Source organism: Deltaproteobacteria bacterium HGW-Deltaproteobacteria-4 (assembly GCA_002841765.1).
In the GTDB taxonomy this organism is placed as follows: Bacteria; Desulfobacterota; Desulfuromonadia; order Desulfuromonadales; family UBA2197; genus UBA2197.
This window is the reverse complement of the sequence record PHAV01000024.1, coordinates 1-21,166: the sequence shown is the minus strand read 5'-3', so window position 1 is coordinate 21,166 and position 21,166 is coordinate 1. Positions and strand designations below refer to the sequence as shown.

Annotated in this window: 21 protein-coding genes; 12 read left to right on the top strand and 9 right to left on the bottom strand. The window is 55.8% G+C overall.

Features of this window, described 5'->3' with window-relative positions; genetic code table 11:
• Nucleotides 1-24 precede the first annotated feature (24 nt).
• Genes CVU69_13270 through hybD form a run of 4 tightly spaced genes read left to right on the top strand, consistent with a single transcriptional unit; the run spans nt 25 to nt 4,051 of the window.
• On the top strand, nt 25-1,146 hold the full coding sequence (locus CVU69_13270) for a [Ni/Fe] hydrogenase small subunit (GenBank protein ID PKN11299.1): 1,122 nt from the start codon (nt 25-27) through the stop codon (nt 1,144-1,146).
• Nucleotides 1,147-1,148: 2 nt separating this feature from the next.
• Nucleotides 1,149-2,861 (top strand): hydrogenase 2 large subunit, encoded by a 1,713-nt coding sequence (locus CVU69_13265; protein PKN11298.1) that lies wholly within the window; start codon nt 1,149-1,151, stop codon nt 2,859-2,861.
• Between the two features lie 18 nt (nt 2,862-2,879).
• On the top strand, nt 2,880-3,533 hold the full coding sequence (gene cybH, locus CVU69_13260) for a Ni/Fe-hydrogenase, b-type cytochrome subunit (protein ID PKN11297.1): 654 nt from the start codon (nt 2,880-2,882) through the stop codon (nt 3,531-3,533).
• On the top strand, nt 3,533-4,051 hold the full coding sequence (gene hybD / locus CVU69_13255; GenBank protein ID PKN11296.1) for a HyaD/HybD family hydrogenase maturation endopeptidase: 519 nt from the start codon (nt 3,533-3,535) through the stop codon (nt 4,049-4,051). The genes cybH and hybD overlap by 1 nt, the downstream gene beginning before the upstream one ends.
• A gap of 133 nt (nt 4,052-4,184) precedes the next feature.
• Here the strand turns inward: hybD and CVU69_13250 are convergent, their stop codons facing one another.
• The 6 genes from CVU69_13250 to CVU69_13225 all read right to left on the bottom strand — a co-directional run bounded on the left by CVU69_13250 (nt 4,185) and on the right by CVU69_13225 (nt 11,487).
• Nucleotides 4,185-4,613: a DNA-binding protein gene (locus CVU69_13250; GenBank protein ID PKN11295.1), complete on the bottom strand. Its 429-nt coding sequence runs from the start codon at nt 4,611-4,613 to the stop codon at nt 4,185-4,187.
• A 278-nt stretch (nt 4,614-4,891) separates the two neighbouring features.
• A complete protein-coding gene (locus tag CVU69_13245; GenBank protein PKN11304.1) occupies nt 4,892-6,211 on the bottom strand; it encodes a methylenetetrahydrofolate--tRNA-(uracil(54)-C(5))-methyltransferase (FADH(2)-oxidizing) TrmFO in 1,320 nt (439 codons plus the stop codon).
• 101 nt (nt 6,212-6,312) lie between these two features.
• The gene (locus CVU69_13240; GenBank protein PKN11294.1) at nt 6,313-8,691 is read right to left on the bottom strand and encodes a type I DNA topoisomerase; all 2,379 of its coding nucleotides are present in this window, start codon (nt 8,689-8,691) and stop codon (nt 6,313-6,315) included.
• A gap of 71 nt (nt 8,692-8,762) precedes the next feature.
• The gene (locus CVU69_13235; protein ID PKN11293.1) at nt 8,763-9,260 is read right to left on the bottom strand and encodes a hypothetical protein; all 498 of its coding nucleotides are present in this window, start codon (nt 9,258-9,260) and stop codon (nt 8,763-8,765) included.
• A gap of 10 nt (nt 9,261-9,270) precedes the next feature.
• Nucleotides 9,271-10,365, bottom strand: a complete 1,095-nt coding sequence (dprA, locus tag CVU69_13230; protein PKN11292.1) for a DNA-protecting protein DprA — start codon at nt 10,363-10,365, stop codon at nt 9,271-9,273.
• 18 nt (nt 10,366-10,383) lie between these two features.
• Nucleotides 10,384-11,487 (bottom strand): hypothetical protein, encoded by a 1,104-nt coding sequence (locus CVU69_13225; GenBank protein ID PKN11291.1) that lies wholly within the window; start codon nt 11,485-11,487, stop codon nt 10,384-10,386.
• Between the two features lie 204 nt (nt 11,488-11,691).
• On the opposite strand from CVU69_13225, the gene CVU69_13220 reads away from it, so the two are divergent.
• Nucleotides 11,692-12,915 (top strand): peptidase U32, encoded by a 1,224-nt coding sequence (locus CVU69_13220; protein PKN11290.1) that lies wholly within the window; start codon nt 11,692-11,694, stop codon nt 12,913-12,915.
• Here the strand turns inward: CVU69_13220 and CVU69_13215 are convergent.
• The gene (locus tag CVU69_13215; protein PKN11303.1) at nt 12,912-14,237 is read right to left on the bottom strand and encodes a 23S rRNA (uracil(1939)-C(5))-methyltransferase RlmD; all 1,326 of its coding nucleotides are present in this window, start codon (nt 14,235-14,237) and stop codon (nt 12,912-12,914) included. The two genes, CVU69_13220 and CVU69_13215, sit on opposite strands and share 4 nt — an antisense overlap.
• Nucleotides 14,238-14,701: 464 nt before the next feature.
• On the opposite strand from CVU69_13215, the gene CVU69_13210 reads away from it, so the two are divergent.
• From CVU69_13210 to CVU69_13180, 7 genes are all read left to right on the top strand, one after another.
• The gene (locus CVU69_13210) at nt 14,702-15,166 is read left to right on the top strand and encodes a hypothetical protein (protein ID PKN11289.1); all 465 of its coding nucleotides are present in this window, start codon (nt 14,702-14,704) and stop codon (nt 15,164-15,166) included.
• Nucleotides 15,167-15,294: 128 nt separating this feature from the next.
• Complete coding sequence (locus CVU69_13205) at nt 15,295-16,857, top strand: hypothetical protein (GenBank protein PKN11288.1); 1,563 nt, start codon at nt 15,295-15,297, stop codon at nt 16,855-16,857.
• Between the two features lie 34 nt (nt 16,858-16,891).
• Nucleotides 16,892-17,854 carry a hypothetical protein gene (locus CVU69_13200; GenBank protein PKN11287.1) on the top strand — a complete coding sequence of 321 codons (963 nt, stop codon included), beginning with the start codon at nt 16,892-16,894 and terminating at the stop codon, nt 17,852-17,854.
• Nucleotides 17,841-18,392: a hypothetical protein gene (locus tag CVU69_13195; protein PKN11286.1), complete on the top strand. Its 552-nt coding sequence runs from the start codon at nt 17,841-17,843 to the stop codon at nt 18,390-18,392. The genes CVU69_13200 and CVU69_13195 overlap by 14 nt, the downstream gene beginning before the upstream one ends.
• A 40-nt stretch (nt 18,393-18,432) precedes the next feature.
• Entirely contained in the window at nt 18,433-18,957 is a 525-nt protein-coding gene (locus CVU69_13190) for a NosL family protein (protein PKN11285.1), read from the top strand.
• Nucleotides 18,958-18,972: 15 nt separating this feature from the next.
• Nucleotides 18,973-19,482 carry a NosL family protein gene (locus tag CVU69_13185; GenBank protein ID PKN11284.1) on the top strand — a complete coding sequence of 170 codons (510 nt, stop codon included), beginning with the start codon at nt 18,973-18,975 and terminating at the stop codon, nt 19,480-19,482.
• A 1-nt stretch (nt 19,483) separates the two neighbouring features.
• A complete protein-coding gene (locus CVU69_13180) occupies nt 19,484-20,122 on the top strand; it encodes an arylesterase (protein ID PKN11283.1) in 639 nt (212 codons plus the stop codon).
• A 3-nt stretch (nt 20,123-20,125) separates the two neighbouring features.
• On the opposite strand, the gene CVU69_13175 is transcribed toward CVU69_13180, so the two are convergent.
• Nucleotides 20,126-20,461 carry a cupin domain-containing protein gene (locus CVU69_13175; protein PKN11302.1) on the bottom strand — a complete coding sequence of 112 codons (336 nt, stop codon included), beginning with the start codon at nt 20,459-20,461 and terminating at the stop codon, nt 20,126-20,128.
• A gap of 140 nt (nt 20,462-20,601) precedes the next feature.
• Nucleotides 20,602-20,796 (bottom strand): hypothetical protein, encoded by a 195-nt coding sequence (locus CVU69_13170; GenBank protein PKN11282.1) that lies wholly within the window; start codon nt 20,794-20,796, stop codon nt 20,602-20,604.
• Between the last annotated feature and the right edge of the window lie 370 nt (nt 20,797-21,166).

Genomic DNA, 21,166 nt, shown 5'->3' with positions numbered 1-21,166 from the left:
TACAGGACACGAAAGGAGACGCGAATGAAAAACGAACCGGTTTCATCTGAAGCGGGGGGCATTTCTGAAGAGATTCTTCGCAAGTGGGAAGCCAAAGGGGTTAGCCGCCGCGACTTCATCAAGTTCTGTACGACCATGACTGCCACCCTCGCTCTTCCCTTGACCTTTGTCCCCAGAGTTGCCGCGGCCCTGGAGGATAAACGCCTTCCGGTAATCTGGGTGGAGTACCAAAGCTGCAGCGGCGATTCCGAAGCTTTCCTGCGTGCCAACCAACCGACCGCGGCCGAGATTATTCTCGATATCATCTCCCTTGAATATGCCGAAGTGGTTATGGCCGCCGCCGGCCACCAGGCGGAAAAATCGAAGTGGGATGCGATGGAGAAGTACAAAGGGAAATATCTCCTCATCGTCGAAGGGGCGATTCCGACCGGCGAAAGCGGCGCTTATTGCACTGTCGGTGGCGAGAGTGCCGTGGAGAGTGCAAAAAAACTGATCAAGAACGCCGCAGCAACGATTACCGTCGGCACCTGCGCCTCCTACGGTGGCCTCCCCGCTGCGGCCCCGAACCCGACAACAGCAGTCGGTGTCCGCGATCTGGTGCCGGGGGCGACAATCGTCAACCTCCCCGGCTGTCCGGTCAATGCAGACAATCTCACCGCCACCCTTGTCCATTTCCTCACCTTCGGCAAACTGCCGGCGGTCGACGCTATCGGCCGGCCGAAATTCGCTTATGGCAAACGGATTCACGACAATTGCGAACGCCGCGCCCACTTTGATGCCGGGCAGTACGCCGAAAGTTTTGACGATGCCGGCCACCGGCAGGGGCACTGCCTTTATAAACTCGGATGTAAGGGACCGGAGGCTTTCCACAACTGCCCGACGATTCGCTACAATGAAGGATTGAGCTGGCCGGTGATGGCGGGACACGGTTGCATCGGCTGCGCCAGCCCCGGTTTCTGGGACACCATGAGTCCCTTCTACCGCCGCCTCCCGCAAGTCCCCGGTTTCGGGGTTGAGGCGACCGCCGACAAAATAGGTCTCGGTCTGGTCGGCGCGACAGCAGCAGCCTTTGCAGTGCACGGCGTTGCCAGTGCCTTCCGCAAAGGGGATGCCATGGAATCTGACAAAGTGAAAGTGGAGGAATAATTATGGCGAAGCGAATTGCTGTCGATCCGATTACCCGCATTGAAGGTCACCTGCGCATAGAGGCCCAGGTCGAGGGGGGGAAGATTGTCAATGCCTGGAGCTCCTCCACCGCCTTTCGCGGTATCGAGACGATCCTCAAAGGACGTGACCCCCGCGATGCCCACCACTTTACCCAGCGCTTCTGCGGTGTCTGCACCACGGTCCACTCGATGGCGAGCATCCGCGCCGTTGAGGATGCCTTGAAGATTCAGATCCCCGATAATGCTCGCCTGATCCGCAACCTGATCATGGGGATTCAGAACGTCCAGGATCACGTCATCCACTTTTACCATCTCCATGCCCTCGACTGGGTCGATATCGTCAGTGCCCTTGCGGCCGATCCGGCCAAGACCTCGCAACTGGCACAGTCGATCTCCGATTGGCCGAAGTCGAGTACAACCTACTTCAAGGGTGTGCAGGAGAAGATCCAGGCCTTCGTCAACACCGGCCGACTCGGCCCCTTCCAGAATGGCTATTGGGGGCACAGCGCCTACAAACTACCGCCGGAAGCGAATCTCATGGCGGTAGCCCACTACCTCGAAGCGCTGGAATGGCAGAAGGAGGTCATCAAGATTCACGCTATCCTCGGCTCGAAGAATCCCCATCCCCAGACCTTCCTGGTCGGCGGCATGTCGATCCCCGTCGACCCCGACAGCCAGAATGCCCTCAACGCCGACAAGATCGCCCATATCGGCAAACTCCTCAAGCAAGCGCGCACCTTTGTCGAACAGGTCTACATTCCCGACCTCCTCGCCATTGCTTCCTTCTATAAAGATTGGGCCGCCATTGGCGGCGGGATCGGCAATTTTCTCAGCTACGGCGATTTCCCTATGGATAACTCCGGTAGCGCTAGCAGCCTTTATTTCCCGTCAGGGATCATCCTTGCCAAAGATCTCGCCAACCTCCTCCCCGTCGATGAAAAGAAGATCAGCGAGTACGTCACCAGCTCCTGGTATACCTACGCTGCTGGCGACAAAAAGGGTCTGCACCCCTACGACGGCGAAACTACTCCCAAGTACACCGGACCGAAGCCGCCGTACGAATTCCTCAACACTGACGAGAAGTATTCCTGGGTCAAATCGCCCCGCTACAACGATCAACCGATGGAAGTCGGGCCGTTGGCGCGGGTTCTTGTCGCTTATGTCGGCGGCAATCCCGATGTCAAAGGAGCGGTTGACTTCGTCCTCGCCAAACTCGGCGTTGGCGCCGGCGCCCTCTTCTCGACCCTCGGCCGCACCGCCGCCCGTGGCATCGATTGCCTGGTGTTGGCGCAGAAGAATGAAGTCTGGCTGCAGCAGCTTGCCGACAATATGGGGCGCGGCATCTACGAGACCTTCAACAAAGAGAAGTGGGATCCCTCGACCTGGCCGAATGAGGCGCAGGGTTACGGTTTCCACGAAGCCCCGCGCGGCGCCCTTGGCCACTGGATTCGTATCAAGAACGGCGCCATTGCCAACTACCAGGCGGTCGTCCCTTCGACCTGGAACGCCGGCCCCCGTGATGCCATGGGGCAGCTCGGTCCTTACGAATCGGCCTTGATCGGCACGCCGATTGCCGACGAGATGAACCCCCTGGAGATTCTGCGCACCATCCACTCCTTTGACCCCTGCCTCGCCTGCGCTGTCCACGTTTTCGACGGCAAAGGAACCGAGATCGTGCGGATCAAGGCCCTCTAAAGGGAAGGAGTTAATGCCATGCTTGAAATTCGCTACGTCTGGGAACTCCCGGTCCGGGTCACCCACTGGGTCAACGCCCTGGCGATCGTTGTGCTCTCAATCACCGGCGCTTTCATCGGCTTCCCCTACCTGATCGCAGGTGTCGACGGCGGCTTTGTCATGGGCTGGATCCGCTTCATCCACTTTGTCGCCGCCTACGTCCTCACCACATCGATGCTGGCGCGCATCTACTGGATGTTCGCCGGCAATCATCATGCGTCCTGGCGCGCCTTCATCCCCTGGCGAACCGCAGAAGGACGCCGCAACTTCATCAAGATGCTACGCTACTACACCTTTACCGGCAAACAGATCTCCTATGAAGTCGGCCATAATCCGGTGGCTGCCCTCGCTTATGCCGGCGTCTTTGCCCTGCTCATCATCCAGATCGTCGGCGGCTTTGCTCTCTACGCCCAATACAATCCGGGCGGAATGATGGCGGCCTGGACAGCGTGGATCCTCACTCTCATCGATAGCCAGTGGCTGCGCCTCATCCATCACGCTATCATGTGGCTCCTTGCCGGCTTCTTCATCAACCACGTTTACAGCGCCGTTCTCATGGATATCAAAGAACGCAACGGCACTGTCAGCAGCATCTTCGGCGGCTACCGCTACATCGAACCGAAGGATCTTTGATGGCAATCCTGGTTTTGGGAATCGGCAATTCGCTGATGAATGACGACGCCATCGGCGTCACTGCCATTGAAGCATTAAAAGCCCGCTACAGCTTCCCCGCCGGCGTCACTGTTGTCGATGGCGGTACCCTTGGCCTCGATCTCCTGCCGATGCTCGAAGGGATCAAAAAACTCTTGATCATCGATGCCATCGACATGGGCGCCGCCCCCGGCGATCTCTTCCGCCTTCAAGGGGAGGAGGTGCCTCGCGCCTTTGCCAGCAAACTCTCCGTCCATCAGATGGGGGTGCAGGACCTCCTCGCCGTAGCTGAACTGCAGGGGCATGTACCGGAGGAACTGGTGGTCTGGGGGGTGCAGCCGGGATCGATCGAGATGGAGATGCGTTTAACCCCTACGGTGGCAGCAGCGATGATGCCCTTGCTGGATGGCGTGGTCGGGGAGCTGGCGGATTGGGGGGTTGAGTTGCAGGATAGGGATTATGCCATTGACACTGACGGTCCTTGGACAGGATCAACTTAGCCGTTCCCGGTTACGATGCACAAACGAACTTAGGAATCACAAAAATTTGCGGGAAAAATGCCAAAGGCCGCCACCTGTTATCTGCTCGCGGGGCGGTCTTTGGCATTTTGACTATTACTTCGTGATTGACTCGTTAGAGGTGCTTACCTTTATCATCCCGAAGATGAAGCACTCTGCCACCATCATTGACTTCTTTGGCTAAAACGAGTGGACGGCCGTCGATTGTAACACTGGAACCGATTACGGTGACCTTAGTTCCCGGGGAAAAAACAAAGCCTTTCTGTTTTATGAACGATCCTGGACCTAAGTATATCGTATGAATTTTCTCCCCGTCGTCAATATCTATAGCATAACAAAAACGACCGACGACTCTTTTTCCTAACGCAATTTTCCTGACAGCATCAATTTCGCCAGAGATAGTAACTACGGTATTTACATCATATTTAACACCGTACCCCCCCATTTTCCCCCAGTCTTCGCAATCAGTTGTATCAGATGCATACAAAGACCCACAAAATCCTGTCAACAGCAAGCATGTGATCACTGTCATTGTCAGCTTCATGGCAACCTCCCAAAACGATTTATTATTTTACATATACCCGGCATTTCACAAATTAAAAAAATTTTATTTAAATATAGACAATAAAATATCATTGTCAATAGGCTGACAAAATATTTCGGGCGGACCAGCAATGGTCCTAGCATAAATCAATTAAAGCCTGAAGCCGCCTTCGTAAAAAAACCGCCACACCAAAAGAAATCTGAGTGGCGATTTTCTATGAAAATTGAATGGTGCAAACTCCTGATATGGCTAGTTGTTACAATTTATCCGCAGGAAATTCACTCAGCATCCAGTGCCAGTCGCCACGGTTCGAGATCCACCAGCCCGCGCTCCGCCATCGCCAGGCGTCGGTCGGCACGCTTGCGTCTGCGGTCGTCCAAAGGGGGGAAGAGGCCATAGTTGACGTTCATCGGCTGGAAATCTTTGACTGCCGTCTCCGCGAGATGAAAGAGGAGAGCGCCGAGGGCGGTGGTGGCCGGCGGCAGCGGCGCTTCCTGACCGTGCAGGGCGCGGGCGGCGAAGAGGCCGGCGAGAAAACCGCAGCCGGCCGACTCGACGTAGCCTTCAACGCCGGTGATCTGGCCGGCAAAGTAGAGGCGATGGTCACTCTTGAGTTGCAGAGTACGGGTGAGGCAGACCGGGGCATTGAGGAAGGTGTTGCGGTGCATGGAGCCGAGACGAGCGAAGCGGGCGTTCTCCAGGCCGGGGAGCATGGCAAAGATACGGCGCTGCTCCGGCCAGGTGAGCTTGGTCTGGAAGCCGACGAGATTGAAGAGGGTGGCGTGGCGATCATCCTGACGCAGCTGTACCACGGCAAAGGGCTCATAACCGGTACTGGGATCAGGGAGACCGACCGGCTTCATCGGTCCGAAAGCGAGGGTGAGATCGCCGCGTTCGGCAAGGGTCTCGACCGGCAGACAGCCCTCGAAATGGATCGCTTTTTCAAAGTCGCGGGTCGGGACTTTTTCGCCACTCTTCAACGCTTCGACAAAAGCAAAATATTCTTCGCGGGACAGGGGACAATTGACGTAATCATCGCCCCCCTTGCCGTAGCGGGAAGCGCGGAAAGCCTTGCTGTAGTCAATAGAGTCGGCTTCGACGATCGGGGCGATGGCGTCGTAAAAGTAAAGATGCTCGCTGCCGGTCCGCTGCGCTATCGCCGCCGAGAGAGCAGCAGAGGTCAAGGGGCCGGAGGCGATGATCACCGTCCCTTCGGCGGGGATCTCTGTCACTTCGCCGTGGATCAGCTCGATGCGAGGATGGGCCTCGATCTTCTCGGTGAGATAAGCGCTGAAGGCGTCACGATCGACAGCAAGGGCGCCGCCGGCCGGGACGGCACAAGCGTCGGCCGCCAGCATAAAAATAGAATCACAGCGACGCAGCTCTTCCTTGAGCAAGCCAACGGCGTTATTCATCCCTGCCCCGCGCAGCGAATTGGAGCAAACCAGTTCCCCGAGCCCCGGCAGTTGGTGTGCCGGCGAAAAGTGCTGTGGTTTCATCTCGCAGAGGGAGACGTGGACGCCCTGGCGGGCCGACTGCCAGGCGGCTTCGCAGCCAGCCAGGCCGCCCCCGATGATGGTGATATGAGGTGTGGTCATAGGTCCTTCATGGTGAAATGAAAAAATGCAGGGGCGCAGCATGTGCTGCGCCCCTGTTGGTTTATGGGCAAGGTCAAGAACAGACGCAGCGTGCTGCGCCCCTACGCCTTTGTTGATTTCTTCGCCGGGGTCTTCTTAACCGCTTTCGCGGCCGGAGCGGCCTTCTCCGGCGGCGGGATGATCACCTTGCGGTAATCACACCCTTCCTTGGCGCACTTGCGGTAGGTGCCGTCGCGCTTGGTGACCTTTTCAACAAGGATCGGAAAAGCGCACTTCGGGCAGGTTTCGTTGACTGGCGGATCCCAGGCGGCAAATTTACAGTCGGGATAACGGTTACAGGAATAGAAGATTTTGCCGTAACGCGACTTCTTCTCAGTCAATTCCCCTTGATGGCAGATCGGACAGACGATGCCGGTACCGACCGGTTTGATCAGCGGCTGAATATTCTTGCACTTCGGATAACCGGAGCAGGCCAGATACTTTCCGAAGCGGCCCTCCTTAACCAGCATCTTCTCCCCGCACTTTCCGCAGACCTCTTCCGAGATCATCGGCTCTTCCGGTTCCTTGCCGTCAATTGCAAGCGGCGCCGTGTGGCGACACTCCGGGAAGCCGGAGCAGGCGATAAACTTGCCGGCGCGCCCGAGTTTCACCACCAGCGGTTTTCCGCAATCCGGGCAGATTTTCTCGGTCTTTTCGGTGGTCAGATCCTCTTTGACGATCTCCTTGTCCTTGACCTTGATCAGGGCAATGAAAGGCTCCCAAAACTCGCGCAGCACCGGTTTCCAGAGCTTTTCACCACGGGAGACCTCATCAAGAATTTCTTCCATCTGGGCGGTAAAGTCATAATCAACATACTGGCTGAAGTGCTTGACAAGAAGGTCGCTGACGACCATACCGATATCTTCAGGGAAGAAAGTACGCTTCTCCAGCCGGGCATACTTGCGCATCACCAGAGTGTTCATGATCGAAGCATAAGTGGAGGGGCGCCCAATGCCGTACTCTTCGAGAATTTTGACCAGACTCGCTTCAGTGTAGCGAGGCGGCGGCTGGGTAAAGTGCTGAATGGGGAAGGTCTCTTTGCGCTGCAACGCTTCGCCGACATCAAGAGTGGGGAGGAGGCCTTCCTGCTCTTCCTCGGCGTCATCCGTCCCTTCGATGTAGAGCTTCATGAAGCCGGGGAAACGCACCACCTGCCCACTAGCCCGCAAGCCGAGAGTCTTAGCCCCTTGATCGGCGGCAGCGACAGGATCTTCCGCCGGCGGCAGCGATTCGACCTCAACAGTGGTGGCGTCCAGGATCGCTGATGCCATCTGCGAAGCCATGGTTCGTGTCCAAATCAGCTGATAAAGACGGTAATGTTCCGGGGTCAGGTACGACTTCACCCGTTCCGGTGTATTGGCCAACGAGGTCGGACGCACGGCTTCATGCGCTTCCTGGGCATTCTTTGCCTTGTTCTTAAAGACGCGCGGCTTGGCGAGGGCATACTCCTTGCCGTAGCGGGCAGTGATCAATTCCCGCGCCTCCGTCGTTGCCGTCTCGGAGAGGACGACCGAGTCCGTACGCATGTAGGTGATCAGACCGATGGCTCCTTCGCCGATATCGACCCCTTCGTACAGCTTCTGCGCCACACTCATCGTCTTGCGCGCGCCAAAACCGAGCTTGCGGCTCGCTTCCTGCTGCAGGGTACTGGTAGTAAAGGGGGGCGCCGGGTTGCGTTTCTTCTCTGCCTTGCTGATCTGGCCGACGCGAAAACGCCGACGCTCGATGGTGCGCACCAGATCACTCGCTTCCGCTTCGCTGACAATGGCGAACTTGTCGAGTTTCTTGCCATCGACGCTGACCAATTGCGCCTTGAAAGGTTCAGCCTTGGTTCCGGCAAAGAGGACCTCGATCGTCCAGTATTCCCGTTCGTTGAAAGCAGCAATATCCTTTTCACGTTCACAGATCAGCCGCAGCGCCACCGACTGCACCCGCCCTGCCGAAAGACCATAGCGTATTTTTTTCCAAAGGAGGGGAGAGAGATTAAATCCGACGAGATAATCAAGAATCGAGCGCGCCTGCTGGGCATCGACCAGGTTCTGGTCGATCTTCCCGGCTTGCGCCACCGCCTGCTGAATCGCCCCCTTGGTGATTTCGTGAAAAGTCACCCGCTTGACGATCGGCTTTTTCCCTTCGGCATCGACACCGAGAGCCTGCAGTAGGTGCCAGGCGATCGCTTCCCCTTCGCGGTCGGGGTCGGTTGCGAGGAGGATTTCGCTGGCCGTGGCCACTTCGCGCTTGAGGAGTTCGATATGCTTGAGACTCTCGGGGAGGACGGCATAGAGAGGATTAAAGTCGTGGGCGATATCGACCGATCCCTGCTTGCTCGGCAAGGCACGCACATGCCCGTAAGAAGCCAGGACGCGATAACCGGGGCCGAGGAATTTTTCAATGGTCTTGGCTTTGGCCGGAGACTCAACAATAACGAGGGATTTTGCCATAAGGGGTGGCTTCCGGTTGTTAGTGACGAAAAGACAGGAAAGGCCGCACAATGGCGGCCAGAGAGATAAAACTAATGGAGAAAGCCGTCCCAGTCATCATCGAGGATGCTGGCAATTTCATTGCCCCACTCGGACTGTGCATGGGTGGCCAGGGTCTGCGCGGCGACAATCTTGATCTCGTCGAGACCAAGCACATCACTGGCTTCGCCGGTCGCCCGCTGGATCATCTCTTCGAGCAGAGTTTCGTCAATCAGTCCAAGCACTCGGAGACGAACAAGGAACCCGCGGGCCTCCAGAGACAGGAGGCGGGATTCCTCGGGAGCAAATACACGGTAGGTCGGCGCCCGAAAGGTCGGGGTCAGCCGTTCGACCGGATCATGATTGAGGCGTTCCATCCAGAGAAAGGCGGCATTGATCTCATCGGCGGCAAATCCCGATGCGAGAAGTTCATTGACCAGATCATTCTCGGCAGGGAAATCGAGATCCGAGAGGATGTACTGGGCAATGATGGTGACGATAACCAAAACCCGCTCGTTCAATGGCACTCCTTTGTACTGTTTCTGTTCCATTCTTGAGTCGTTATCGGGAGGGGCGATAGCGGATATAACGCATGCCGGGGAGCTGTTCGACCCCCCCTCTGAGCTCTAGGTCGAGTAAAATAGCGGAAAGGGCAAAGGGAGTCAAGGCGCATTTCCCCACTAATTCATCGATATGCAGAGGGGCTTCGCCGAGGAGGGCATAGACGGTGCGGGCATCTTCCGACAGAGAGAGATCGAGCTGCGCTTCCTGCTTCTGCACCGGCGCCGAGGGGCAACGCGGCCAAAGGCGTTCGAGGATATCATCACTCTCCGTCACCAGAAAGGCGCCGTCCTTGAGGAGGCGATTGACGCCGTTACCGACCGGGGAAGCGATGGAGGCAGGGGCAGCAAAGACATCGCGTCCCTGTTCTAAAGCAAAGTCTGCGGTGATCAGCGAGCCACTGCCGAGGGCCGCCTCAACGATCAGTACCCCGCGGCAAAGTCCGCTGATCAAACGATTCCGACCGGGGAAGTTTCCGGCCAGCGGATCCGCCCCCGGCGGATACTCGGAGACAAGCGTCCCCCCTTCTGCCAGGATGCGTATAAAAAGACGTTCATTCTCCGGCGGGTAGATGCGATCAATCCCGCAACCGAGGACCGCAACCGTCGGCCCCTGCCCCGCTAGCGCCCCTTCGTGCGCCGCGGTATCGATGCCGCGCGCCAAGCCACTCACAATGCCGATGCCGCGCGATGCCAACTCGCGGGCAATCTCCGCAGTCAGATACCGCCCTGTCGGCGAAGCGTTACGGGAGCCGACGATAGCAAGGGCTTCGGAGGGAGGTTCGGCGCCGCGCAGATAAAGGAGGGCAGGCGGATCGGGGATATCCCGCAGCAGCAATGGGTACGCCTCGTCCCAGTAGCTGACGAGGCGGGCCTGACTTTGTTCTATTTTCCGGCGCGCTGCCAGAAATTGTGGGTCCGAAAGCGTGGGAATTAGACCGGTACGACGGACACCTGCCACCCCTTGCCAGCCATCAGAGGCATGCTCAAGAACGTCACGGGGAGTGGCAAAATGTTCTAGCAGACGGAAAAGCCCCTTGCGTCCAAGGCCGGGGGTCAGGTGCAGACGGAGCCAATCATGTTCAGTTTCCCTCATGGCCCCCCCAACATCAATCTAACGCGTCAACTGCCCGGTTTGGGCGCGAACCAGATCACCTATGACGACCGGACCAAGGGCTTTGAGGATGACCGCTGTGGCGGTCTCCGGATTGGTATCGACGACGAGAGCGTAGCCGATAAACTCCTCAGGATAAACAATTGCAGCATCACGACTATTTTTGATCGTCACCAGATCCGTCGCTTTGTGCGGCCGGGTCAGGGTCAACAGGTTCCCGGTCATGAGACCATGGTCCTCGCCAAGATCGACAAAGAGGACTTCATTCGGACCCTGCAACTCCTTGCGCAAGGCCGTGCTGATCACCATCCCGCGCATCTCACTTGACGCGCGCCGCAAAGCAATTTGCTGGTGAAGGGCTTTATTGGGAGACAACCAGGCCCCGCGCTCAACTTCCCGGAAATTTTTACGAATAATCGCCGTATGAAGATCTTTCCCCAGCGCGGTAATTTCAAGGACTCCGAGTTGATCGACCTGAAAGCCGAGGCGTTTTTTACTGACGGGGTGAATGATATCAGCACGGGATTTGACAATTTGAAGAGAATCGCCGATCTCGACATTCGTCGCCTCCGGCATGCGGACAAAGACAGTATCGCCATCCCCGGCAAAATGTCGGGCAACGGGGAAGTCAAAGATGGTGCCGCCGGCACTCTGCTCACTTTCGCCGATAAAGCTGAGTCCGGCGGGAATCACAATCGTCACCACCGGTTCCTCGGCGATAACCACCGGCGCTACCGGAGTCGGAGTGATTTCTGAAGTCACAATTTCCTGCTCCGGGGCAGGGGAGACCTTCTCTTCTTCAACTCCGACCACAACGATCGGACCGGTGTAAATCCGCAACTTCTGGCCGGGAAAGATAAAATGAGGATTCTGGATATCCGGGTTATTCGCCCAGAGATCAGGCCAGTAATAAGGGTCCTCAATAAACCGTCGCGAAATACCCCAGAGAGTATCTCCTTTTTGCACTTCATAAGTAAGATAGGCTGAACTGTTTTCTGCCGGCACTTCTTCTGCCGCCGGATCCATCGAAGTCTGGGCAAAGAGCGGGGAAGCAACTCCGATCAGCAGAGCCATCAGGGGGAGGATTCGTTTGTAGAGCATCATGATCTCCTTGCTCAAAATAGAAGCCGTTCGGGCGCGGGCAGACGGACAAAAAAGTTATAAATCCAAGAAAAATTAAAGTCTTTTTGGAATCTTGTCAAGCAGGAAAGCGGTCCGGCAAAAGAGAACATTGGCCGTTTTTTCCCTTTCGCGCCACAGTATGCTATAGGAGTGCCGCTGTAACCTCGATCCTCAAGGAGAAACATGATGAAAAAATCGGAACTTCTCGCCCCGGCCGGCGATCCGGAAAAACTGGCCGCCGCCCTGCGTTTTGGCGCTGATGCCGTCTATCTCGGCGGTCAGAACTTCGGTTTACGGGCGGCCGCCGGGAACTTCGATTCGACCGCCCTCAGCGATGCCATCGCCTTGACCCACAGCTACGGCAAACAACTCTATCTGACCCTCAATGCCTTCGCCCGACCGGCCGAATTTCCGCACCTTGGCGCCTGGCTCGAAGAATTGCGACCAAGCAGCATTGATGCCTACATTGTCGCTGATCCCGGCGTTCTCTCCCTGGTGCGACAGATCGATCCGCAGCGCCCCCTGCACCTCTCCACCCAGGCCAATACCACCAATGCCGCCGCCGCTAACTTGTGGCAGGGGCTCGGCGTCAACCGGGTCAATCTCGCCCGCGAACTGACCCTGGCGGAGATGACTGCTATCCGCGCCGCGACCACCGTCGGTCTTGAAGTCTTTGTGCACGGCGCCATGTGCATGTCGTACTCCGGGCGCTGTCTCCTCTCCGCCGCCCTAAACCAGCGCAGCGCCAATCAGGGGGCCTGCACTCAGCCCTGCCGCTGGAAATACGCCCTGGTCGAAGAGAAACGGCCCAATGAATTTATGGCGATCGAAGAAGATGAGCGCGGCTCTTATGTGATGAACAGTCGTGATCTCTGCCTCGCCGAACACCTCCCGGCCCTGATCCACGCCGGTATTGACAGCCTGAAGATCGAAGGCCGAATGAAGAGCGTTTACTACGTCGCCGCCGTGACCCGCGTTTACCGCGCCGCTCTCGACGCCTACGCGGCCGATCCGGCCGGGTGGCACTATGATCCCCTGTGGCGCCACGAACTCGACAAGGTCAGCCATCGGCCTTACGACAGCGGCTTCCTTTTCGGCGGCAGTGACGCGCGGATTCATGCCGGCGATTCCCGCTACCGGCGCGCCTGCGACTTTGTCGGCAGTGTCGAAGAAGTTCTCGCCGACGGCAGCGGCTGGATCGGCGCCCGCAACCGTTTCTTCAGTGGTGAAGTTATCGAGTTGCTCGGCCCGCAGATGCGCCAGGATCAATTTATCGTGCGTGATGTGATGAACAGCAGCCATGAAGTCGTCAGCACCATTCAACCGAATGCCAAGGTCCGTATGCCCCTACCCAAGGGCGCGGCGCCGGGCGATCTGCTGCGGCGCAACAAGGAAGAACTCGTCGATTAAAGAGTAATCGGTACCAGTCGGACCACGGTTTCGATGTGGGCGGTCTGGGGAAACATATCGACCGGCTGCACGGCATCGGCCGCATAGCCGAGGGGATGGAGGAGACTGAGATCGCGCGCAAGGGTCTCAGGATTACAGGAGACATAGATCAGAGTGCGCGGCTGCAACGAAGCTGCCGCCTTCAGTACCTGGGGTTGGCAGCCACTGCGCGGAGGATTGAGGACCACCACCTCGGCCCGCTGAATCTCGTTGCACAGATCCTCCACCACCTCTTCAGCATCGCCGGCAATAAAGATACAGTTCCGCAGGTCATTAAGCAGGGCATTGGCGCGGGCGTTCTTCACCGCCTCCTCGATGGTCTCGATGCCATAGACCCGGCCGGCATCCCGCGCCAGATGGAGAGCAATACCACCAATACCGCAATAAAGATCGACGGCGGTCTCGCTGGCTTGCAACCGGGCCCAATCCCGCACCAGTTGATAGATGCGGGCCGCCTGGGCGTGGTTGACCTGAAAGAAGGACGCAGGCGCGAGTTGCAAACGAATGTCACCGACCTGATCGAGGAGATCCGTCACCCCGGCGAGGCGCTGAGTATCGCGACCAACGATGATATTGCCGGTGGTAGCATTGACATTCTGCTGCACCGAGACCACTTCCGGCACCCGCTTTTGCAGGGATTTGGCGAGGTGCGGCAACTGTTTTAGATCCCGCTCCGCCACCACAAAGGTGACCATTGCTTTGTTACGGGAGGGACTGACCCGGATCAGCAGATAACGGAGCAAACCCCGCCCCTTCTCCGCATTGTAGATATAAATCTCCTGCTTCTCGACCTCTTCCCGCACCACGCTGGCAATACGATTAATCAAGGGATGGTGCAGCGGACAGCCGGCGAGATCAACGACATCATGGGTGCCGCGCCGATACAGACCGAGTTGCACCATGCCGCGCTTACGGCCGAAGACGAGCTTGGCATTGCTGCGATAACCAAAGGGTTCCGGAGCACTCCAGATCGGTGCTATCTCCACCCCCTTGAGCTGCGGATATTGGTTGAAAGCCGAACGGATGCGGATCTGCTTGATCTCGAATTGCGCGGCTTCGTCGAGACAAAGAAGGGGGCACCCCTGGCAGGAGGTAAGGGAGTCACAGCGTTTGGCGATCCGGTGCGGATGTGCCTTGATCACCCGCCGCAACCGACCGACAAGGCGGAACTGCCCCTTGGCTTCGATTGTCGCGGTTACCTTCTCACCGGGATAAGCGCCGGCGACGATGAAATCCTTGCCGTCATGGCGGGCGATGCCGACGCCATCGGCATCCAGGCGCATGATGTCCACCTCAATCGCTTCGGAGCGGGGCGGACGCGAGCCAGCAGTGTCCCGGGGGCGGACCGATTTGGGGACAGATGACTTCTTGCGGGCAAAAGGGTCAACCTCCCCGGCAGCGCGAGCGGCATCCCCGGCTGCGCGGGCGGCGGCCTTTTTATTGATCAGAGGGGCAGAGACACGGGGCTTTGTTTTGCGCGGCATCTCGATTTTGTTTGTCTCCATGGATTGATCCGCCGAATTTTGCGGCGACTGACTCTTCTTTTTCATTTGGACAACCTTCTGTAGGATAAATAGTCTCGCACCTTAACTGCAAGCGCTGACACTGTCAAATTAACAGACAACCGACAGAATGAACTATCTCCGTGCCCGCAAGCTGTTTGACAAGAAAAGTGACAATAAGATATTTTGAATTCCTTGGTTCTGGAGGAATCCCAATCCTTCCCCTCTTTGGGTAGAAGTCTATTATGTCCACCCGTGATTTCAAAAAAAAGAGCAAGATCGGTGCTATCCTTTCGATAGTCGCCTTCTCTTTATTGCAACTATCACTTTGGGGTCCGACCTTTATCACTGCCCTCCCTGAGATAGAGACACATGCGACCTGTCAAGGTGACCATTCCCTGTGCGGATGTGCGCCAAGCCGTATCGCCTCTGGAACCTGCTGCTGCGCCCTGGCGTCTATCTCCCCTTGTTGTCAGAAAAATTACATCCAGTCGGCCTTAGAAGAAAAGGCCGCCCTAGGGACGATTATCACTTCTCTCCCTTGTGGCGGCAGCGAAGATCCCTTGGTGAGCGCCAGCATCGAAACCTACCTCCTGCCCAAGGGCAAATCTCTTGACAGTCCCGTCGCAACGACCGTTTACCAACCGGTCTCCGTTGCCAGCCAACTTGAAAATCATATCCTCCCCCCTGTCCCCCCACCTAAAGTCTGACCTTTTCATCCTGAAATATTTTGTCCCCCGTGTGAGTGATGGCCGCGAGAAGGATTCTTTTTTTCAAGAAGAACCTTGCAGTGCCGTATTCGCACAGACAACCAACACCATTTCTGGAGAAAAGCCTCATGAAATCAGTGAAAACTTTACTTTTCGCGGCACTACTCACCTCCCTTGCACTGCTGCAAGGCTGCGGTAGTTCCAGCGATGATAATTCTGTCGCGACAACCACCATCTCTGGTTCCGTTGTCGCTGCTCCGGTGGCTGGCGCCAGCGTTTTGGTCAAGGACAGCGCGGGTGCTACGGTAGCAGGGCCGGTGACCAGCCTTGACAACGGCACCTACACCATCAACATTCCCACTAATGCGCTGAGCAGTGAACTTCACTTCGAGGCAACGGGTGGGACTTTCACCGACGAGGCGACCGGAAATGTCCGTGTCCCTGCGACCAAACTCGCCACCTGTATTGCCGGTGGCACACTAACTACCACTCCGGTCGTCCACATTGACCCGGCATCAACAATCATTCAGGGGTTGGTCAGCAACGGGACACCATTAAACAAAGCAAAAAATGCCTTCAACATGGCCTTTGGATTCATTCCAGAACCATCTATTGCACCAAACACAGCAGACGCAACTAACTTGCATCAGCGGCTTGCAGCCCTGCGCGCAGCAGCATTCAGCCAACTCACCCAAGACCTTGGATTAGCGCCTGAAAAACAATTTTCTCTCCTTTTAGCACTAAGCAAAGATTTGGCAGATGGGACACTAGATGGCAATGATGCATCTGGTTCCGTGAACATCGACACTACAACGCCCCTTCCTGGTAACACAAAAGCTCAATTCACAACTGCGCTTGAGTCGATGAGAACAAGGGACTTCAGCGACGTTACGAGTGTCCAGCTCGGTCGTGTCACCGCCTATACTCACAACTACAAAGTTGAGGTGGTCAACCCCGACGGGATCAATTCTGCTAAACTGGGTAAAACGAGCTTTACCCTCAAGCTCACTAATCGTAGTGACGACACTCCGGCCATCGGGCAAAATATTAAATTGATCCCCTACATGCACATGGCGAGTAAAGACCATTCTTCACCTGCAGATGCGGTAACTGACAATGGTGACGGAACCTACAGCTGCACGATCTATTATCTCATGATGACTATGATGGCCACTCAGGAATATTGGGAGCTTCAGGTCAAAATCAACGATACCGAGACAGTAACCTTCTTCCCTAATGTCGGCATGGCGATGGGGACAAGTCTGGTGAAACTTTACGGGACCAGTGCCGACATGGTCGCCAACAAAGATATGCCCCCGGCCAAGCGAACCTACCTGCTCTTCAAGGATAGCGTTAATGTTGCGACCAACACCTTCAGCCTCTTTCTCGCCACCCGCGACGATGCCATGATGATGAAATTCCCGGCGGTCTCTGGCGACAGCACTTTAACCGATTCCACCGGGACGACTTGGAACGTTGTACCAGCAACCTCCTCGGTGCAAATCTCAACAGACAATGTCAGTTACTTTAATGCAACTGACAATGGCGGTGGACACTGGTCAGCCACTAACCCTGGCCTGACCCTGACTCCCGGTGCCACAGTCTACGTCAAGGTGACGATCAATGGTGAAGTAAAGACCGATCTTGCCGGAACAACTGACTATGCCACCTTCACCTTGCCTTCGATGTAAATCGGACACCAATTCTATGAGAAATTTTCTCACTATGACTGGATTCGCAGCCCTCCTTGCGGGGGCTGCGCTCTTCTCCCCCTCCCCGGCAGAATCTGCCTCTTGCTGCGGAGGCGGTTCCGCGAGCGGACTGATTGTCCCTAAATTTGCCAAAGCGGTCGCTGACATCTCCACCGATCTGGAGATTTATGACGGCTTCTGGAACCAGAAGCAGGAATATACCAGTGACCCACCGGGATCGGATCTGCGCCAGTACCGTCTCAACCTCGGTTACGCCCACCGTATCGGTCAAAAATGGCAGGTGGGGGCCACTCTCCCGTACGTCTGGAACGAAAACAACTACTCAGGGCTGAAGACCAGCAGTCAGGGACTCGGCGATGCCAGCCTCTTTTTATGGTACGATCTTCTCGAAGAAAGACCACTATGGCTGTCCAAAGGAGCCGAAGTCCTCATCCCGACCATCACCATCGGAACCTCTCTACTGCTGCCGACCGGCATCTCTCCTTATGACAGCGAAGAGAGCAGTTTTGACGTCACCGGCCGCGGTTTTTATCGCCTCGATGGCAATCTCCTCATCGACAAGACGATGAAGGCGTGGAACACTTCTCTGGTTCTCGGCTACGGCACTTACTTTGAGCGCCCGATCAACCAGGAATATGGTAAAGCCGTTGCCCCGTATGACAAAATGCCCGGCAACCGCCTCTCGGCATCCGCCTCTCTCGGCTATCGTTACTTTGTCGGCACCGGGGGAGACACCGTCACTGGCACTATCGGCTATGCCTATCTGACTGAAGACGAGGCCGAGATTGACGGTGCGAGCGACCGGAACAGTGCTTTCAGCAAACAATCGCTGAGCGGCACCGTTACTTATTCGAGCACCGACAGTGATTGGAGCATCAGGGGTGCCTGGAGCCACGCGCTCAAAAAAGATGGTTGGGGCGAGAACTTTCCGGTGACCGACATCTATACTCTGGGGGTGCGCTATGTCTTCCGTTAAATATGGCTGCCTGCTCCTTTTACTCTTACTCCTTAGCGCTTGTGGGGAGATCGCCGATGACCTGACCCCTTCCAGTAACGATGAACGCCCAGCTTTTGAGGCAGGGACGACTGGCTGGGGCGTTGGCCAGAATGCTCCGCCCTTCTCGATCATGGATACCAATAACACGAACATCGACCTGCCCACGGCTTTAGCGGGGAAAAAGGGGATCGTTTTCTACTTCACCATGTGGTGCCCAATTTGCGACAGCCACATGAGTCATGCCCTCTCCTATGTCATGCCGGGCTTCCCTGATGTCCGCTTCTATGCGGTCGATTATCTCGCTGCTTCCGTTGCCCAGGCAAAAGAGGCAGCGACCAATGCGGGATATGCCAACAGCGGATTTATTGTTCTGGCCGACATCAACCGGCAGCTGGCGCATGACTATGCTGCCACCATGGGGACAACGATTGTCATTGACAGCAGCGGAATAATTCGCATGAATGAAGACTATCGGAATGGTTCTACCCTGCAGACGGTCTTAACCTCGCTCCCTTAAGCTATCGAAACCGAAGATCAAAGAAAGGAAAGGCCAACACATGAAAAAAATATTGTTCATACTCCTGCTCTTTCTCTCGTTACTCACCGTTGCCTCCTTCGCCAGCGAGACCGTGGAATCACCCGATTCCTGCAACTATTGTGGAATGGATCGGACCCAATTTGCCCATAGTCGTATGCTCGTCGAATATGATGACAACACCTCCACCGGGACCTGCAGCCTTCATTGCATGGCTGTCGAGTTAGCCAACAACATCGATAAATCGCCGGCAGCGATTAAGGTTGGAGATTTTAACAGTAAAAAACTCATCGACGCGGAGTCGGCTGTTTGGGTTATTGGTGGTGACAAGCAGGGGGTCATGACAGCGAGGGCAAAGTGGGCCTTTGCCAACAAATCCGAAGCCGAAGCGTTCATCAGCAGCAACAAAGGGAGCTTGGGAACATTTGATGACGCCATCAAAGCTTCGTATGAAGACATGTACAAAGATACCAAAATGATCCGTGACAAGCGTAAACAGAAGAAGATGAAAATGGGAAACAGTGCGCCGATGCATGGGCACAACTAATCAGATCTATTAGTCATGCGTCTTACTCTTGACACCGCCGAGGAGAATAAAATGCCGCGAATCCTGGTTGCCCTGTTATTCTTTTGCCTCTCCATGATCAGCATCTTCAGCACGACAGTTAAAGCCGAAGATCAGATGGATATTCCCCGGCATCGCGAATGCTCGGAATGCGGCATGGACCGCAAAGCATACGGCTTTAGCCGTATGCTTGTCATTTTTCCTGACGGAAAAGAAGTAGGAATCTGTAGCCTCCACTGTGCGGTTCTGGTCATGGAGAGCAATAAAGGGGAGAAGGTCAAAGCGCTTCTCGTCGCTGATCGCAATTCACACGACCTCGTCCCGGCTGAAAAGGCCTTCTGGGTTCTGGGCGGAAAGAAACGCGGGGTCATGACGATGCGCGCCAAGTGGGCCTTTACGACCAAAGAGGCAGCACAGGACTTTGTCAAAGAATACGATGGAGAGCTCGTCACCTGGGAAGCGGCCCTTGCGGCCGCAAAAACAGATGCCATGTCGAAAGCACGTTAGAATGGCGCACCCACCCGTCATCGAAAGTAAATTTTCTGCCGGACACCTCCTTTTCCTGGTCCTCTGCGCTCTCTTGCTCTGCTCTTGCCAGAAGACGCCGAAAATCGCCCCCTTGGGCAATGATGCTGTCATCCTCGCTTTTGGTGACAGCCTCACTTATGGGACAGGCGCCGGACGGGAAGAAAGTTATCCGGCGATCCTGGCGTCCTTGACCGGGCACAAGGTTATTAACGCCGGAGTGCCGGGAGAAGTGAGCGAAGAAGGGCGGGCTCGCTTGGCCACTTTTCTTGATGAAACCCAGCCGTCGCTGCTCCTTTTGTGTCACGGTGGCAACGATTTTCTCCGCCGCCTCGACCCGGGGCAGGTCAAAGTCAATCTGCGTGCCATGGTCCAGAGCGCAAAAGAACGGGGAATCTCCGTGGTCCTGATCGCCGTCCCGACGCTCGGCTTCGGGCTGCAAGTTCCACCTTTGTATGAAGAACTCGCTCGTGAAGAGGATCTCCCCGTAGAAGGGGAGATCCTCTCGGAAATTCTCGGCGATGCAAAACTCAAATCCGACCCGATCCATCCCAATGCCGCCGGCTACAAGCAATTGGCCGTAGCCCTGGAGAGTTTACTGCGCCGAAGTGAAGCCCTGTAGAAATTAGCCCCGGATCATCACCAGCAGCATTTTGAATGGTTTTGCTGCCTGCAACGAATGCGGGTGATTCGCCGGCATGATCAACAACTGCCCGGCCACGACCGTCTGCGCCACCCCATCGATGGTAATCTCCGCTTCGCCGTCGACAATCTCCACCACCGCATCAAAGGGCGCGGTATGTTCGCTCAACCCCTGTCCGGCGGCAAATGAAAAAAGAGTAATCGTCCCCACCCCCTTGCGATCTAGAAGAGTCTTGCTGACGACGGCGTCGTCCTGATAACTGACTAGATCTGTGAGGGTCAAAGCCTGTCCTGCTAAATTGTTCTGTCCGTTGCTCATCATGACCTCCAGGTTAAATTGATTTTGAGTAAACTTTACAAAATAATTTGCATCTTTGCCTTGATGCAGATCAAACATAATGGTTTGATCAAAAACGAACGGAACATTTTAGGTCAACCTGGCTCTTTGTGCGGAATATGTTATGGACAAATTTTCTGAAATGTAAGATTCTTTTCAGAATCGTCAGATATAATCTGCCCCTGATAAACAACAACTATCTGTGGATCAATGAAATGGCTCTTCCGTCTGTACCCGCAAAAGAAAACCAGCAGAAGCCTACCTGCAAATTTGAGGATGAATGTATCTATGCCAAAGAGTGTGCCTGCAAAGAGCAATGTACCTCTCTTCCCGGCGATTCCAGTCTTTGCAGAGGAGTGAATCCTCAATGCACGACAAAAATGTTTTTTGGATATACCACGATCGTTTGCATGTGCATTAAAAGACAGGAACGACAAATAAAGGATCGCTGAAACAGCCAGTAAGAAAGCCCCCTTTCAGTAACCATCCATGCCATTTTACCCATCCTCCAACATCCAAGGTCGCACATTCCTCCAAACATATGCATAGCGCCCCACTTTTTCTCCCACACCAGAACAAACTCTCCGAAATCGGGTAGGAGGCGGAATTACTCCCGCCGTCCTCCCACACCACCGTACGTACGGTTCCGTATACGGCGGTTCACATTGAATTCTGGAAACGGTGAAA